Here is a 14,560-nt window from a genome sequence, read left to right as displayed (position 1 = left end):
CGGATCGGTGACCGGACGGTGTGGCTGACGAAGCCGATGCTGCGCTCGCGGGGCTGGACCGAGGCGGCGATTCGCGATTTCCTGCCCGGTCCTGAAGGGCTGAAACCGAATCCGCGGTTCGCGATCTCGGGAGCGCCGATGCCGGTCTGGAAGCCTGGGACCGTGGCAAAGGCCGAGGCCGACCCGAAATGGCGCGACTGGCTCGACCGCTCGCTCCAGCGCCGGCAGACCACGCTCGACGCGCTGGCCGGCACCGACGACCTGGAGTTCCGCAACCGGCTCGAACTCGCGGACCGGGCCATCAGGGACTGCTCCGCACCGCCGACGCTCCTCGACGCCCTCGAACCGGAGCGACCGCCCGCCACCCACCACAGCTGAGGAACCGGCCGTCGAACAGGGCGAGACCGACAGAGAGGAGGGAAGCGACGAGGGCGGGCAGCGGGGAATCGGCAAACCGGGGACTTGAGCGCGGGCCTGATCTTAGGTTGGAGGTCGGCCGGTGCGTGACAGATCCGGTCCGAGGCGACCGCTTGGAAGGGACTTGAGATGGGTGATTTCGCGTTTGCGGGGAAGACCTTCGTGATCCGGCTGGACAACGGAGTGACTACCCACAACATCTATGGCGCCGAGGGCAACAAGCTCCAGTACGCGGAGATCGACGGCGCCACGGAGAGCGCATCGGGAACGGTCGACCTCCATGTCGCGGAGGTCTCCCCCCGGGTCTACCTGCTCGGGTGGAACGAGGTCACCGGCGCTGCGGTCACCCATGTCATGAACTTCCACGACCACACCGTGACCGGCTTCTGGTCCTTCGACGAGGACGGCGGCCGCACCGGTGAGGTCCACTCCGGAACCTTCGAGGAACTCGGATAGACAACCTTCAGGCGAGCTTGAAGCCTGCCGCCACTGCGAGTTCGCCTGCGATCTCCACGGCCTGGTCTGCGGTGATCAAGGCGCCCTTGAGGCTCATCAGGCCGGTGATGCCGCCCAGTTCGGCGCGGCGGAGGTCGCAGCCCTTGGCGTTGGAGACCCGGGAGAAGTCCGCGCCCGAGAACGAGCAGTCGATGAACACCACCTTGGAGAGGTCGCCGAGGAAGGTCGCGTTCTTGAAGCGGCACCGCTCGAAGACCACCGGGCCCTTGGCCGAGCCGATCGAGATCCCCGCGAAGTCCGCCCGGGAGTCGGCGACGTACAGGTCCTGCACCAGTGCGAACTGCGCCTGCCAGCCCACGAGCTGGCTCTCGGTGATCTCGACCCGGCGCGCGGTCGTCTGCTCCCAGCGGGCGTTGGAGAGCATCGAGTGGTCCACGGTCACGTCGACGATCTGGAACGGCGACAGGACCGCCCCTGAGAGGTCGGCGTTCCGGATCGCCGACGACTCCAGGCTGCCGTCGCCGTGCGCGCCGGTCCAGTCGGCGCCCTCGATGAGCTTCTCGCTCCACTCGATGTCGTAGTCGAGGTCGTCCTCCGGCGGCTGCAACCGCTCGGTCTCCACCAGCGGCCTGCGCATCGACAGCTTGTCGTCGATCTTCCTGAACTTCACCCGGGTCCTCCTCGATAGACCCCGGCAGGCTACGCCCCGGCTCCGACAGCCGTCCCACGAGACTTGCCACCGATGTCTGACACATGTAAGGTTTTTCTTACACAAGATAAGGATGGTTGACATGCCGCCGCAGGAACCCCCCGCCGAGGATCTGACGGGTGCGGCGCTGCTCGCGGCCTGCTCGGCCCTGGCGAACCCGCTCCGGCTGCGCATCCTCGGCGAGCTGGCAGACGGGCGGCAGTACGTGAGCCTCCTCGCCCGCCGGCTCGGGATGAGCCGCCCGCTGCTTCACATGCACCTCCAGAAGCTCCAATCCGCGGGCCTGGTGACCGGCGAACTGGAGCTCTCCGAGGACGGCAAGGCCGTGAAGTACTTCGAGGCCGTTCCGTTCGCCCTGACGATCACCCCGCAGACCGTGAAGACGGCGCTGCCCACCCTGCCCGACACCGGTCGAGCCTCGACCGCCACGGAAACCACCCCGGAAGCCGATACGGGAACCGACACTGCAACCGACACAGAGAAGGACACCGAGAAATGAACATGGGACAAGCCGGAATGCTCTTCGCGTTCGGATTCCTTCTGCTGGTCACCGCGATCATCGTGGTCTCGATCATCACGCTCGCCGGAGCCTCGAAGGCGAAGGCGTCTGCCGCCCGGGAGGCGAACTACCGCGAACTCGCCGAGAAGGCGACCCTCGACGCGGCCGAGATCAAGTCCTCCCTCATCGAGATCAAGAGCCGCCTGGCTTCGGTCGAGCAGGTCCTGAAGACCATCGACTAGAAGTCCCCTGGACTCGACCTCGGCACCGCAATCTCCGAACCCGAGGCCTCTCGCGCATCACGCTCTGCCCCTGAGCTTTTGGGCGAGACGGCGTACCGCCTCCGTGATCGGGCCTCTGCGCGCGGGGCGTGGCCGGGGGTGGTGTGCCTGGGCGAGGGGCTCGGAGGATTCGAGGAACCTGTCCCAGGCGAGTTCGCGGAGTCGGTTGAAGGAGTCCGGGGCCTCGTACCTGCGGTGGCGACCGGTGCGGGTGTCCCGGCGGTAGCCGTTCTCGGTGCGCCAGAGCCAGGGACCCGGGTCGAAGCCGTCGTAAGGGCCGGTGCGAAGAACGTACCCAGATGGGTGGACGACCAGCTGTGTCGCACGGTTTTTGGGCGCAGTCGGCTGCGGTATCGTCGAACACGACATGGAAGTTTCCGCTTTCTTGTGTCGTGCCGCCCGGTGGTCAAAAGTTGGTAGCTCGTAGCCACTGGGCGGCGTTTTATATGGACGGACTAAAGAATGAAACACCGCCCACGGGATTGTCAACCCCATGTGACGGTGTGTCGCGAAGTCTTATGTGGAACTTGTTGGCGCGGCTGGATAAGCCCGCGGCCCGCAGGAGGCTCCTGAAGTCGGCAACGGCGAGGTCGAAGACCGGAGAATCGTTGCCCAGCTTGGAATCCCGCACGTGCATGCCGTCAGAGTCGTTGCAGGCGGCCAGTTCGACGCAGTCGGAGTTGTTGTCGCCCCCGCTGCGAGTGCTCTTGCGCCAGGCCCGACGAAGCTCGACGCAGTTAGAGTCGTTGTCGCCTCCGCTACGGGTGCTCTTGCGCCAAGCTGTCACGTCGGTCATCGAAGTGCTCCTTCAGAGTGATCGATTTCCCCAGGAGGGTCTTCCAAAGCCCATCGTATCGCCCGATGCGAGTGGTTTCCTCGATGCAGTAGGTGTCATCCCAGACCTCCGTGTACACGAAGGTCGGCCCGCCGAACTCGGCGCCGGCTGCGCGGTAGCGGTCAAAGGCGGTTGCGCCCTCCGGGTGTAGCGCGGAAACGATTCTGATCTCCCAGTTGGGGAGTGCGTCGAGATATCGCAGTCGGTCAAGCTGCTCCTGGCGGTCCGTCTCGTTGAGATATCGCAGGTTGTGCAGCGCGGTCTCGCTGATGAGGATCACGATCTTCGGTTGGTCGGTACGGGCCAGGAGTGATTCATATCGTTCGACCTTGAACTTCCAGCCTCGATTCAACTGTATGTCGGTGTAATCCTGGGTCCTCCCAACAAACTTGAAGTGGTACGCGCGCGTCTGCACGATGCCTGGCAACAGGTACGGCTCCCATTTACAGATCTCTCCCATGAACCGCTCGGCCATCTGGAGGCACAGGGCGTTGAATCGCCTGTTCGTCTGGAAGTTCTGCTGGGCCTCGTTGCGGGCGATCTCGATCATGTAGTCGCGCAGCTCTTCGCTGAGTTCGAGCTGGTCTGCCAAGGCGTAGCAGTCGCCGACCGAGGGGCAGGATTTGCCCCACTCCATCTTCGCGACCGTCTGGTAGTTCTTCCCGAGGAACTTGCCGACGTCGCTCTGGGTCAGCTTCTTCCTGGTCCGGCCGAGCCAGACCACTCGGCCCGGGAACCACTTGGCGAGCTTGGACTCAGTCATGGTGGGTGACTCCTTCGTCGGAGATGCGACCGTTCGACCACCAATGATGACACTGCGTTGCGGAGTCGCAATCATCTGTCTAGGAGCGTCATTGCGCAGCAATGACGCTCGAAGCGTCATTCAAAAAACGTCATTGTGCCGTCGTCACGCGGAACTCGGGAGGCGAAGGTCCTGGTCAAGGTCTTGCGCGGCACCTACATTCAGTGCATCGCGGGAAGGCCGAACCGCTCGCGACTTCCGGAATGGAGGAACAATGACCGACCGAGACCGCGTGCCGAGACTCGCTGATCCGTTGGAGCGCGGGCGATTCAGTGACGGGCACACCGATTACACGGTGCGGGCGTCGAGTGCAGTCGCCCCCGATTCGTTCCAGGTCTTCGCCGATGGGAATGCGGCGGACATCGTGCTGATCGTGTCCGGGATCAACAGCGGGCACCTGCATGCGACCTGGGGCGCTGCGTGGCGGGCCTTCGCCCCCGATTGGAAGGTGTGGGTCGAGGACGCCGCGTTCAAGGTCTTCTACACCGGGCACCGGATCGAGAAGCGGCACGGCGGCGGAGACGGGGTCCGGTTCTGTGAAGGCTGAGGCGGCGGCGCACCCGGACGATGACGGTTGGCTCGGCGACTTCCACAGGGGCCCTGCGGTCTTCGCGGTGTTCCGTGAGATGGACGGGGCGCATCCGCTGTCGCCGCCGGAGTACCGGATCGAGTGCAACGACGGGGCGGGGCCGCGGGTGGTGTGCCGGTTCGTCGACGAGCCCGAGGGAGTTCCGGAGTGGTTCGGCGCCTGGCGTGGCGACGACTGGTGCGAGTGGATCCTGAAGCGGGCGTTCGCCCTCGTGGAGCGACCGCGGAACCGCTGAGTGAAGCCGCTCCGCGGCCCGGCGACTGAACCTCGGGCGGGCCGCGGAGCTTCGGGAGGGAGGCGGCGGACCGGGTGCACAGGCCCGGTCGGCGGACCGGGTGCATTGGCCCGGCCGGCAGACCGGAGGTATAGGCCCGGTGGGTGGACCAGGCTGACAGGCCCGGTCGGCGTCCCGACCGCCCGCCGTGCGGGGCGGACCCCCAGGGGCCCCGCGGCGGGCATGAGAAGGGCCGGCCGATGCTTGGTGGAGCATCGGCCGGCCCGATTACCGCGGCTGGTGGCCGCGGGTGTCAGTGCCGCCTGGTCGGCGGGCGTGCCGTTCCGGTCAGAAGTCGGCCGGGGCCAGTATCGGGGAGCCGACCTTGCCCATGAGGTCGTTCGCCGGGTGGTTGCGCTCGCCGCTGAGGAAGAAGCCGAAGATCGCGCGGCGCCACTCGTCGGGCGAGATGCGGTTGTCGTGGTCGGCGTCCAGATACTCGAACAGGCGGTGGCTCTCCACGTAGTCGACGCCGTTCCAGTTGCGCATGAGCTGCACGAACTCGCCGGAGCTGATGAGGCCGTCGCCGTCCTCGTCGCTGATCGCGAAGTAGGCGTCGGCGACGGACGCGAGCTTGGAGGCCGCGGCGATGCGGTCGGCGAGCATGTGCCGGGCGAGGGCCGAGCGGAGCTCCTTGCGGGAGACGCGGGTCTCGTCGTCCTCGGCGGCCGGGGCGATGAACTCGGTCCACAACCGGTGGGTGGCCTCGCGCAGTTCGAGACCCATGGGGCTCTCGACGGGGACGCCGCGCGCCCCCAGGACGCGGTCGGCGGCCTCGCGCAGGTTCTCCTCGGTGATGTAGTCGTTGCCTTCAGTGTCGAGGGTGTCGAACCAGCGGTCGAACTTGTCGCGGCGGACCTTGCCGATGTTGCCGCCCTGCCTGGCCCGATTGGCGATGATCGCCGCGGCTCCGGCGGCGACCGCGGTAGCGGCGGCGCCGACCACGAGTGCCTTCGTGCTTCGCTGCATGGATTGCACCTTCCCGTCTCAGTTCCTGTCCAGGACGGATCGTTCCACGGCGAACGGGCCCGGGGACCGAAATCGGCCGATCCGGGGACAAGCCGCCCACCCGAGGTGCCGAAGCCCTTTCACCTCTGGGGAATCGGTGATGCGCGGACTACGCGGAGGCCTCCCACGGGCGCAGCTCCAGGAGGGCCCGGACGGTCTCGACGTACTGGAGGTTCGTGTACCCGGTGCCCGCGTCGAGCGCGGCCTCGACCGTGCCGAACCCGGCCTGGTACGCCGAGATCACCGAGTTGAGCAGGCAGTGCTCCTGGTGGTCGGGGACCGCGTCGTCCCGGGAGCAGTCGTCGGCGAGCGAGTACACGCCCGGGTCGGCGCCGCCGAAGTAGTTGACCGCGAAGTACTTCGCGAGCCACTGGACCTGCGCGCTGCCGAGCATCGCGTTGTCGGCGGCGTCCTCCCGGTCGAAGTCGGCCTCGAACCGCTGGTTGACGAACTTCTCGGTCGTCGGCTGGATCTGCATGAGCCCGGTGCCGCCGTCGCACGCGACGATGTCGGTCTGCCAGCCGCTCTCCATCCACGCGATCGCCTTGAGCAGGTCGGGGGAGAACTCGACGGTCGAGTTCGTCCAGAACTGCGTGTCGGCCGCCTCGTCAAGGGCCGCTTCGACCTCGGACGCCGGGGCCGCGCCGCCGTCGAGGTAGGTGGTGCACGGCGGGTGCACCGAGGGCGGCTCGGTCGGCAGCGCGGGACTGGTGGTCTCGGCTGCGGCAGTGGTCTCGGGCTCGGTCGGCGGGGCTTCGGGTGTCGTGGTCGGCTCCGGTTCGGGGCCGGGGGACTCGGTGGTCGGCTCGGCAGAGGTCACGACGGCCGCGGGGGCGCCGTCGGGCGAGGTGGAGGGCATGAACAGCAACACGGCCACGGCGATCGAGGCGAAGAGGAGCACGAAGGCCACGAGCCAGGTCCCCGTGCCGTTGTCGGGGTCGGGTCCGGAGGCGAGGTCGGGGTGGAGGCCCGCCTCTTCGGGTTCAGGCGGGGGCCCGGCGTCGCCGGGCGCGGTGGAGGGGTTCATCGAGGGGTCCTATCAGCGTGTCGCTACACAATGAAGCGTATCGACTACGCGCCACCTGCGGGGTTCATGACCAGCTGGGTTCACGAGCGGCTGGGTTCACGACCAGTTGAGTTCATGGGCGGCCGGGTTCACGACCGGCGGCGCTCCCCGAGGTCGGGTGTGTCCGAACTCGACGGCCCCCGGTTGCAAGGGTGCCTTCGCGGTACGACATCGCGGCGGGTTCCGGCCCCCGGGGTCGGGTGTGTCGGATTCGAAGCGCCCCCGGCTGCAAAGGTGCCCGCGGGGTGTGACATCGGTGCGGAGTTGCGGCCCCCGGGGTCGGGTGTGTTCGATCTGCGTCGCCCCCGGCTGCAAAGGTGCCAGGGGGGTGCGACAGTCCGTTGCCGCGGCTCGCTGCCGCTGGTGATGGGGGTGACGCGGAAATCATATTTGAACGTGTTCAAGTTTGGGGGTATCCTTGGCGTACAAGGAGGAACCCCCATGAAGATCGTCATCCCCGGAGGCACCGGCAACCTCGGCGCCGTCCTCGAACGCGGCCTCCTCGCGGCCGGCCACCGCCTCACCGTCCTCACCCGGACCCCGACCTCCCCGCACCACCTCCCCTGGGACGGCCGCACCCTCGGCCCCTGGGCGGAGGCGATCGACGGCGCCGACGCCGTCATCAACCTCGCCGGACGCAGCGTGAGCTGCCGGTACACCCGCCAGAACCTCGCCGAGATGATGTCTTCGCGCGTCGATTCGACCCGCGTCGTCGGCGAGGCGGTCGCCGCCGCCGCGCACCCGCCCGCCGTCTGGCTCCAGGCCAGCACCGCCACGATCTACGCCCACACCCAGGGCCGCCCCAACGACGAGGCCACCGGCGTCATCGGCGGCAGCGAACCCGACGCGCCCGCGTACTGGGCCGAGAGCATCGACATCGCCCTCGCCTGGGAGGCCGCCCTCGACGAGGCCGACACCCCCGCCACCCGCAAGATCGCGATGCGCACGGCCATGGTCATGAGCCGCGACAGCGGCTCGGTCTTCGACGTCCTCTCGCGCATGGCCTCGCTCGGCATCGGCGGCTCGGTCGCCGGCGGGCGGCAGTTCGTGTCGTGGATCCACGAGCACGACCTCGTGCGCGCCGTCGAGTTTTTCCTCGAACGCCGCGACCTCGACGGCCCGTTCAACGTCTGCGCCCCGCACCCACTGCGCCAGCGCGACCTCATGCGGATCCTGCGCCGCGCCAAAGGCGTTCCGTTCGGACTGCCCGCGACCCGGTGGATGGCCGAACTCGGGGCGTTCGCCCTCCGCACCGACACCGAGCTGCTGCTCAAGAGCCGCCGCGTCGTGCCCGCGCGCCTCGAGGCCGCGGGCTTCGAGTTCCACCACCCCGCCTGGGAGGCCGCCGCCGCGGACCTCGTGGGGCCGCGCAGGGCGACGCCGGAGCGGACGCTGGTCGGCTAGCGAGTCCTGCTCCGAGGCGCGAGGCGCGATTCAGTAAGCCGGTAAGCCGAAAGGTCTGGGACCGGGGAGCGGACAGGAGCTGCCTTCGTGCTCCGACCGGTAAGGCGCGGGCTCGGAGGTAGCGGTCCTCTACGAACCCGGCGACCGCCATCAGGGCCGCCACGCCCGCGGCCGACCAGCACACCGCGCTGAACGAGACCTCGTGCGCCAGCACCGAACCAAGCCCGGCGCCGAGGAGGTACACGCCCCACACCCCGGCCTGGAGCCGGGCCGACCGCAGGTCGTCGCGGTTCCCGGACAGGTTGACCGACAAGGCGATCAACGTCCCGGTGAGGACCGTTGTCGTCACCCCGGCGAGGCCGATCCGGGCCGCGTGGATGCTCTGCACGCCCATCGCGAACGCCGCCAGCCCGATCGCCGGCTCCGTGCTCCCCGCGAGCCCGGCCAGCGCCAGCAGCGCCACCTCGGCCACGAGCAGGCCCGGGACGCCGAAGCTGGTGAGCACGTGCCTGCGGGTCGCCAGCGACGCGGCGACCGCCCCGAGTGAGAACCCGGCGAGCGACCACAAGGGGCCGACCGCCGAGAGGCCGTCGTCGCGGCCCGTCAGCTCCCCGGACAGGGACACGGCCAGGAGCACGGCGTTCCCGGTCTGGTTGGCGACGAACTGCTGCCCGAGGGCGAGGAACCCGGCACCGTCGACCGCGCCCGCGAGTGCGGTGAGGACCAGAGCGGTCCACGCGTGCGCATAGGCGCGGTCGACGGTCGGTCTCACGAGTTCTTGGCGCTCCTGCGGCGGATCGAGGCGACGGCCACGACACCCGCGCCGACGGCGACGAGCGTACCCGCCGCGATCAGCAGCGGCGCAGTGGAAGAGGAACCGGTCGACGCGAGCGGCCCGCAGTCGCCCTTCGTCGTCGACCCGCCGCCGGTGGTCGGACCGTCGCTCGACGGTGTGTCGGAGCTCGGCGCGTCAGTGGTCGGCTGCTCGGTCGTAGGTCCGTCGGAGGTCGGCGCATCCGTCGTAGGCGCTTCGGTCGTGGGCGCGTCCGTGGTCGGCTCCCCGGTGGTCGGCTCCTCCGAGCTCGGCGCGTCCGTGGTCTCGCAAGGGGTCGTCTCCTCGTCGGTGGTCGGCGCGTCCGTGGTGTCGCTCGGCGACTCGGTCGGGGTGTCGTCCTCGCAGGAGAATTCGGCCGCGAACGGGAAGTAGTGGATCTCGCCGCCGTTCTGGCCGAGGTCGCCGAACTTGGCGTTCTTCGCGATGACCTGGCCCTCGACGTTCGTCGGGCTCACGTTCCGGTAGTCGGCGTTCGGCGCCAGGATCGACCCCTCGACCGTGTCGCCGGAGGCGATGTTCAGCCGGGTGGTGTCCGGGAAGTTCCACAGGATGTACGGCGCCTGGTTGCCGCTGATGCCGGCCTGGGTGGCGACGTCCCAGTCGAACTCGTTGCCGGTGCCGGAGGTGTCGACGTTGATCAGCAGCGGCGTGTCGGCGGTCGGGGGCGTGTCGAAGGTCAGGTCGGCCATGTTGTTGAGGTCTTCGCCGGTGACCTCGAGGATGTTCGTCACGCCCGGCTGGAGGCTGATGCGGATGCCCTGACCGGGTGCGACCTCGCCCTTCGGGACGACCACGGGCCGGTCCCGATCGTTCATCGGAACCTTGTACGCGTCGCACACGTACAGGTTCTGGGAGTTCTCGCGGAGCTGCGCGAACGCCGAGTCGAAGTCGATCGGGGAGGTCGGTCCGACCGAGGCGATCGGCTGCTGCACGTTCAGTTCGATCCGGGGCGTGCTGTCGTAGGCGCTGCCCGATGCGACCAGGTGCGTGTTCACGCTCGCGTTGTTGTTGTCGGTGTTCAGGACCGAGGTCCCGGTCAGGTCGCCGACCTTCACGTAGTCGTGGACCTGGACGACGGAGGTCGCCGGGTCCTGGCTGTAGTCGACGCGGCCGCCGACGACGAGTGCGCTCGGGCGGGCGTCGCCGGGCGCGGTGAACGAGGCCACTTCGTGGATGTTCACGTTGTACGAGCCCCGGATGACGAGGTTCCCGCCGGTGGCCATGGCCCCCTCGGACTCGGTGGAGTGCAGTTCGGTCTCGTTCTCCACGAACGCGTTGAAGTCGAGCGCGGGCGCGAGCGGGTCGTAGGTCACGGTCGCGGCCTGCGCGACCGGTGCGGTGCCGGCGGCGTTGAAGGCGATGGCCGTGGCGGCCACGGCGGCGGTGAGCGCGGCGGCGCCCGCCAGTGAGAGGCGCCTGGTCCTGCGGGCGCTCGCGGATCTGTTGTGCACTGTGTTCCCCCTGGGGCGGTCGGTTGTCAGCGGCGGCGGGGGGAACCGCGCCGAGCCTAACCGCGGGAGGGGTCCGGTCGGGTGAGCGAAACACCGAATCGGGCGAGGCGTGATCACTCGGACAGGAGCTTGAGGACCACCGGGCGCGAGACGGTGCCGGCGACCTGCTTCGCGAGGCTGTTGGCGCTGGCGCCGTCCGCGTTCGCGCGGCGCAGGGCCGCGCCGAGAGCGGCCTTGGCGGCGTCGGCCTCGGCCTGGGCCCGGCGCAGACGCTCGGCGGCCGCGGCGACGTCGGGTCCGGTGTCGTCGTCAACCAGGTCGTCGCGCTCCGCGCCCGCGGCACCGTCCGGGCCGGTCGTCCGCGCGGCGGGGGCGGGCCCGCTCGTCTCCATCCACGAGCGGATGGCGCCCTCGGCGAACGGCACCATGACCGCCTTGATCGCGTCGGCGTCGTGCGCGCGGTCGCCGAGCATGAGGCGGCGCAGCTGCGGGACCAGGTTGAGCCAGTTGGGCATCGCGCAGATGAGGAACGTGGTCATGCCGGCGCGGAACGGGTCGTCGGTGTCGAACTGCGCCATCGCGCTCAGGATCTTGCGCCGGTAGTGGCCGTGGCGCCAGTCGTCGATGTCGTGGGCGTCGTCGCCGCGGTGCAGGCCCTCCCAGGTGAGCAGGCGCAGCAGCTGCGGGTGCTCGCGGTGGTAGTCGTAGAGGCGGACCACGAACGCGCCGACCTCGCCGTCCTTCCACAGCGGGTCGACGACGTCGGTGAACTCCTGGAGGGCGTCGATGAGGACCGCGTCGAACAGCTTGTCCTTCGAACCGAAGATCCCGTAAATGCGCTCCTTGTTGCACCCGGCGGCCTCGGCGATCCGGTCGACGCGGGCGCCGGCCAGGCCGCGCTCGGCGAACTCGTCGCGGGCGGCGCACAGGAGCGCGGCGCGGGTGGCGTCGGAGCGTTTGGCCTCTTGGATCGGCATGAGGCCCAGATTACCAGACTGCAAACCAACTATTTGGTTGACATGGTCGCGGATGCAGGTCTAGATTCGGCGCCATGACCGCACCCGCCACCACCACCCCGCCCACCCGCTACGTCCCCGCCGGTCCACCCGGCCGCCCCAGGTCCGGCTACACCCCGGCGCGCGTCGCCGTCCCGGTCTTCGCCCTCGCCGCGCTGCTCGCGACCGGCCAGATGTACACGCCCATCCCGATGTTCGCCCAGATGGAGGCCACCTGGGACGTCGGCCTCGGCGCGATGACCTGGGTCATCAGCGCCTTCGCGTTCGGCTACGCCGCCGGCTTCGTGGCCTTCGGGCCCATGGCCGACCGGTTCGGGCGCCGCCGCGTCCTGGTCACCGGGTTGATCGCCGCCGGAGTGGTCACACTGTTGACCGGTCTGGCGCCGACGTTCGCGGCCGCGATCCCGCTGCGGGTCCTCCAGGGCCTCGCCGTCGGCGCGATCCCGCCCGCCATGACCGCGTACGCGACGACCAGGATCGCCCCGGCCCGCCGCGCCGTCGCCGTCACCGCGATCATCACCGCGTTCCTCGCCTCGACCGTCCTCGGGCAGCTCGCCGCCCAGGCCGTGGTGCGCGCCGCCGACTGGCAGTGGGTGTTCGTCGGCTCCGCCGCCCTCTTCGGCGTCGCCGCCCTCGCCGCCGCGCGCATCATGTCCCCCGACGAGATCGACCCCGGCGCGAGCCTCGCCCGCAGCTACGCCGCGATCCCGCGGGTGCTGCGCATCGGGCGGCTCCTGCCGATGCTCGCCGCCGCCGCGCTCGCCATGGGCTCCATGGTCGCCGCGTACACCGGGATCGAGCTCACCGGCGTCGTCACCGGGAACGCCGCGCTCCTCACCCTGCGGGCCAGCGCCCTCCCGGTGATGTTCGCCCTGCCCTTCCTGGCGATCCCGCTCGCGCGGCTCGACCGCACCTCGCACCTCCCGCTCGGCACCGCCGTCGCCGGGCTCGCGATGGTCGCGGCCGCGTTCGCGGGCGGGAACCTCACCGCCCTCGCGATCCTGCTGGCCGTCCTCGTCTTCGGCATCGGGATCGCCGGACCGGCGATGAACCAGATCGCCGCCGAGGCCGGCGGCGAGCAGCGGGCCGCCGCGACCTCCGTGGCCATGTTCAGCTTCTACGTCGGCGCCACCGCCGGGCCCCTCGTCGCCAGCGCGGTCGCCCCGCACGGATTCGCGGCCCTCGCCTGGACGCTTGCGGCGATGCTGCTCACTGCCGCAGGATTGGCCTTGTGGGGCAAGAGAAAAGCCTCACGCGACCTAGGAGGAACCCCTGATGGAGCAATCCGGAGCACGCTATGAGCGCGGACTGAAGGCACTCCAGTTCGTGTCGGGCCAGGCCGAACCGAACGTCGTCGACATCGAGACCGCCCCCGACCTCGCCAGGTACGTCGTCGAGTTCGGGTACGGCGAGGTCTACTCCAGGCCCGGCCTCGAACCGCGCGACCGCCAGCTGGTCACCATCGGCGCCCTCGCGGCCCTGGGCAACGCCGCCCCGCAGCTGCGCTTCCACATCAACGGCGCCCTGAACGCGGGCTGCACCCGCGCCGAGGTCGTCGAAGCCCTCACCCAGATCGCCGTCTACGCCGGCTTCCCGGCCGCGATCAACGCGATCACCGCGGCCAAGGACGTCTTCGCGGCCCGCGACGCCGAGCAGTGAACACCGCAGGGGCGGAACGCGATGCGTTCCGCCCCTTGCGCGGCGTCTACAGGTACTGGCCGACCTGCTGCTGGGGGACCTGCGGCTCCGTCCGGTTCGGGTCGGTGCCGGCGCGGCGGGCGTACAGCTCGGCGAGCGTCATCGGCTCCCGGACCTTCTCGCCGCCGAGCCAGTCGGCCGACTCCAGCGGCGACAGCTCCCCGACCTCGATCTGCGCGAGGCAGCGGCCGGGACGGACCACGGCCGGGTGGAGGCGGTCGAGCCGCTCGTTGGTGGTGATCGCGACCATGATCTCGCGGCCCTGGCCGAGCAGGCCGTCCGTCAGGTTCAGCAGGCGCGCGAGCGACTGGCCCGACGCCTCCTTCGCCTCGCCGCGGATGAGCTCGTCGCAGTCCTCCAGGACCATGAGCCGCCAGTGCTCGCGGCGCGGCTCGCCCGGCGTCAGGTCGGCGTCGAGCGCGAGGTCCATCTCCGACCCGATGATGACCTCCATCAGGTACGACGGGTCCGCGAAGAACGCCTCCGGGTCGAGGACCGTGTCCACCTGGCACCACGGCGCCCACTCGCGGGCGAGCGCCCGCAGGGCCGTGGTCTTGCCGGTGCCGGGCGGGCCGTGGAAGAGCACCAGGCGGCCCGTCACGTCGGAGGACTGCGTCGCCATGAGCTTGCCGAGCGCGGAACCGGCGCCCGCGGCGTAGTTCCGCTCGATCTCGGGCCAGCGCGGGGCGCTGATCGACCGGGTGGAGCGGAACGGGCCGCGCGCCGACCGGTACCAGAAGCCCATGTCGACCTTGTCCTCGCCGACCTCCTCGACCGAACCGGTCCGGTCGGTGACGTACGCGGCGACCTCCTCGGCGCGCTCGCGCGTCACGGCGGTCACCACCGCCTGGCCCGAGCCGTCGCGCCACCGCTGGGTGCGCAGCGTCCAGCCGTCGCCGGTCACGAGTTGCAGGAAAGAGGTCCCCGAAATCGACCGGACGAGTGAACCGCCCTCGGGGATGAGGTCGACGTCGTCCGTGACCATGTCGAGCGCCCGGACCACCGCGTGCGGCTGCGCGCCGCTCACATAGGCGTCCAGCGCCATGAGGTTCAGCACGTTCGACGGGTCGTCCGAGCCGTCCAACGTGAAGTGCATGTTCCCCAGCACTCCGCCGCCTCCCTGGAGCAGGTTCATGATCTCACCGCGTCTTTCGACGATTCCCATCGCGATCCACCATAGAAAATACGGCCCCGCCCCCGGAGTTGCGACTGGTCGGACT

At 69.6% G+C, this 14,560-nt stretch carries 17 protein-coding genes and 1 pseudogene; 9 read left to right on the top strand and 9 right to left on the bottom strand.

Annotated features, from left to right (window positions below):
* The first annotated feature begins 162 nt into the window (after nucleotides 1-162).
* Nucleotides 163-378: a hypothetical protein gene (locus tag ABD419_RS01560; protein ID WP_344480914.1), complete on the top strand. Its 216-nt coding sequence runs from the start codon at nucleotides 163-165 to the stop codon at nucleotides 376-378.
* 168 nt (nucleotides 379-546) lie between these two features.
* Entirely contained in the window at nucleotides 547-873 is a 327-nt protein-coding gene (locus ABD419_RS01555; RefSeq protein WP_091054074.1) for a MoaF-related domain-containing protein, read from the top strand.
* Nucleotides 874-880: 7 nt separating this feature from the next.
* Here ABD419_RS01555 and ABD419_RS01550 read toward each other — a convergent pair whose 3' ends face one another.
* Entirely contained in the window at nucleotides 881-1,543 is a 663-nt protein-coding gene (locus tag ABD419_RS01550; protein WP_344480909.1) for a pentapeptide repeat-containing protein, read from the bottom strand.
* A 121-nt stretch (nucleotides 1,544-1,664) separates the two neighbouring features.
* Here ABD419_RS01550 and ABD419_RS01545 point away from each other — a divergent pair, with 121 nt between their 5' ends.
* Nucleotides 1,665-2,081, top strand: a complete 417-nt coding sequence (locus ABD419_RS01545) for an ArsR/SmtB family transcription factor (protein ID WP_344480907.1) — start codon at nucleotides 1,665-1,667, stop codon at nucleotides 2,079-2,081.
* 2 nt (nucleotides 2,082-2,083) lie between these two features.
* Entirely contained in the window at nucleotides 2,084-2,323 is a 240-nt protein-coding gene (locus ABD419_RS01540) for a hypothetical protein (RefSeq protein WP_344480905.1), read from the top strand.
* 481 nt (nucleotides 2,324-2,804) lie between these two features.
* On the opposite strand, the gene ABD419_RS01535 is transcribed toward ABD419_RS01540, so the two are convergent.
* The gene (locus tag ABD419_RS01535) at nucleotides 2,805-3,158 is read right to left on the bottom strand and encodes a DUF397 domain-containing protein (RefSeq protein ID WP_344480903.1); all 354 of its coding nucleotides are present in this window, start codon (nucleotides 3,156-3,158) and stop codon (nucleotides 2,805-2,807) included.
* Complete coding sequence (locus ABD419_RS01530; RefSeq protein ID WP_344480901.1) at nucleotides 3,121-3,960, bottom strand: Scr1 family TA system antitoxin-like transcriptional regulator; 840 nt, start codon at nucleotides 3,958-3,960, stop codon at nucleotides 3,121-3,123. Before ABD419_RS01530 ends, ABD419_RS01535 begins: the two co-directional genes overlap by 38 nt.
* A gap of 253 nt (nucleotides 3,961-4,213) precedes the next feature.
* On the opposite strand from ABD419_RS01530, the gene ABD419_RS01525 reads away from it, so the two are divergent.
* Both ABD419_RS01525 and ABD419_RS01520 read left to right on the top strand, forming a co-directional pair.
* Entirely contained in the window at nucleotides 4,214-4,546 is a 333-nt protein-coding gene (locus ABD419_RS01525; protein ID WP_344480899.1) for a hypothetical protein, read from the top strand.
* Between the two features lie 67 nt (nucleotides 4,547-4,613).
* The gene (locus ABD419_RS01520; RefSeq protein ID WP_344480897.1) at nucleotides 4,614-4,823 is read left to right on the top strand and encodes a hypothetical protein; all 210 of its coding nucleotides are present in this window, start codon (nucleotides 4,614-4,616) and stop codon (nucleotides 4,821-4,823) included.
* Nucleotides 4,824-5,150: 327 nt separating this feature from the next.
* On the opposite strand, the gene ABD419_RS01515 is transcribed toward ABD419_RS01520, so the two are convergent.
* Both ABD419_RS01515 and ABD419_RS01510 read right to left on the bottom strand, forming a co-directional pair.
* Nucleotides 5,151-5,831 (bottom strand): EF-hand domain-containing protein, encoded by a 681-nt coding sequence (locus tag ABD419_RS01515; RefSeq protein WP_344480895.1) that lies wholly within the window; start codon nucleotides 5,829-5,831, stop codon nucleotides 5,151-5,153.
* 148 nt (nucleotides 5,832-5,979) lie between these two features.
* The gene (locus tag ABD419_RS01510) at nucleotides 5,980-6,897 is read right to left on the bottom strand and encodes a transglycosylase SLT domain-containing protein (RefSeq protein WP_344480893.1); all 918 of its coding nucleotides are present in this window, start codon (nucleotides 6,895-6,897) and stop codon (nucleotides 5,980-5,982) included.
* 480 nt (nucleotides 6,898-7,377) lie between these two features.
* Here ABD419_RS01510 and ABD419_RS01505 point away from each other — a divergent pair, with 480 nt between their 5' ends.
* A complete protein-coding gene (locus ABD419_RS01505; protein ID WP_344480891.1) occupies nucleotides 7,378-8,340 on the top strand; it encodes a TIGR01777 family oxidoreductase in 963 nt (320 codons plus the stop codon).
* Between the two features lie 154 nt (nucleotides 8,341-8,494).
* On the opposite strand, the pseudogene ABD419_RS01500 reads toward ABD419_RS01505, so the two are convergent.
* The 3 genes and pseudogenes from ABD419_RS01500 to ABD419_RS01490 all read right to left on the bottom strand — a co-directional run.
* Nucleotides 8,495-9,112 (bottom strand): annotated as a pseudogene (locus ABD419_RS01500) (DUF1275 family protein); the annotation flags it as partial.
* Nucleotides 9,109-10,626: a collagen-binding domain-containing protein gene (locus ABD419_RS01495; RefSeq protein ID WP_344480888.1), complete on the bottom strand. Its 1,518-nt coding sequence runs from the start codon at nucleotides 10,624-10,626 to the stop codon at nucleotides 9,109-9,111. The gene ABD419_RS01495 and the pseudogene ABD419_RS01500, both read right to left, overlap by 4 nt.
* A 113-nt stretch (nucleotides 10,627-10,739) precedes the next feature.
* Nucleotides 10,740-11,603, bottom strand: a complete 864-nt coding sequence (locus tag ABD419_RS01490; protein ID WP_344480886.1) for a TetR/AcrR family transcriptional regulator — start codon at nucleotides 11,601-11,603, stop codon at nucleotides 10,740-10,742.
* Between the two features lie 74 nt (nucleotides 11,604-11,677).
* Between ABD419_RS01490 and ABD419_RS01485 the strand changes: the two genes are divergently transcribed.
* Both ABD419_RS01485 and ABD419_RS01480 read left to right on the top strand, forming a co-directional pair.
* Complete coding sequence (locus tag ABD419_RS01485; protein ID WP_344480884.1) at nucleotides 11,678-12,943, top strand: MFS transporter; 1,266 nt, start codon at nucleotides 11,678-11,680, stop codon at nucleotides 12,941-12,943.
* Nucleotides 12,918-13,301, top strand: a complete 384-nt coding sequence (locus ABD419_RS01480; RefSeq protein WP_344480881.1) for a carboxymuconolactone decarboxylase family protein — start codon at nucleotides 12,918-12,920, stop codon at nucleotides 13,299-13,301. Before ABD419_RS01485 ends, ABD419_RS01480 begins: the two co-directional genes overlap by 26 nt.
* 46 nt (nucleotides 13,302-13,347) lie before the next feature.
* Here the strand turns inward: ABD419_RS01480 and ABD419_RS01475 are convergent, their stop codons facing one another.
* Nucleotides 13,348-14,475 (bottom strand): DUF5925 domain-containing protein, encoded by a 1,128-nt coding sequence (locus ABD419_RS01475; protein ID WP_425555893.1) that lies wholly within the window; start codon nucleotides 14,473-14,475, stop codon nucleotides 13,348-13,350.
* Nucleotides 14,476-14,560 lie beyond the last annotated feature (85 nt).

The organism is Glycomyces endophyticus (assembly GCF_039531525.1).
Lineage (GTDB): Bacteria > Actinomycetota > Actinomycetes > Mycobacteriales > Micromonosporaceae > Glycomyces > Glycomyces endophyticus.
Note: the sequence above shows the minus strand (reverse complement) of the source record. Positions and strands in the feature narration are given on the sequence as shown.

Coding starts and splice junctions, on each gene's coding strand:
- ABD419_RS01555 (WP_091054074.1), top strand. CDS start 547: ATGGGTGATTTCGCGTTTGCGGGGAAGACCTTCGTGATCCGGCTGGAC.
- ABD419_RS01545 (WP_344480907.1), top strand. CDS start 1,665: ATGCCGCCGCAGGAACCCCCCGCCGAGGATCTGACGGGTGCGGCGCTG.
- ABD419_RS01540 (WP_344480905.1), top strand. CDS start 2,084: ATGGGACAAGCCGGAATGCTCTTCGCGTTCGGATTCCTTCTGCTGGTC.
- ABD419_RS01535 (WP_344480903.1), bottom strand. CDS start 3,158: ATGACCGACGTGACAGCTTGGCGCAAGAGCACCCGTAGCGGAGGCGAC.
- ABD419_RS01530 (WP_344480901.1), bottom strand. CDS start 3,960: ATGACTGAGTCCAAGCTCGCCAAGTGGTTCCCGGGCCGAGTGGTCTGG.
- ABD419_RS01525 (WP_344480899.1), top strand. CDS start 4,214: ATGACCGACCGAGACCGCGTGCCGAGACTCGCTGATCCGTTGGAGCGC.
- ABD419_RS01515 (WP_344480895.1), bottom strand. CDS start 5,831: ATGCAGCGAAGCACGAAGGCACTCGTGGTCGGCGCCGCCGCTACCGCG.
- ABD419_RS01510 (WP_344480893.1), bottom strand. CDS start 6,897: ATGAACCCCTCCACCGCGCCCGGCGACGCCGGGCCCCCGCCTGAACCC.
- ABD419_RS01505 (WP_344480891.1), top strand. CDS start 7,378: ATGAAGATCGTCATCCCCGGAGGCACCGGCAACCTCGGCGCCGTCCTC.
- ABD419_RS01490 (WP_344480886.1), bottom strand. CDS start 11,603: ATGCCGATCCAAGAGGCCAAACGCTCCGACGCCACCCGCGCCGCGCTC.
- ABD419_RS01485 (WP_344480884.1), top strand. CDS start 11,678: ATGACCGCACCCGCCACCACCACCCCGCCCACCCGCTACGTCCCCGCC.
- ABD419_RS01480 (WP_344480881.1), top strand. CDS start 12,918: ATGGAGCAATCCGGAGCACGCTATGAGCGCGGACTGAAGGCACTCCAG.
- ABD419_RS01475 (WP_425555893.1), bottom strand. CDS start 14,475: ATGAACCTGCTCCAGGGAGGCGGCGGAGTGCTGGGGAACATGCACTTC.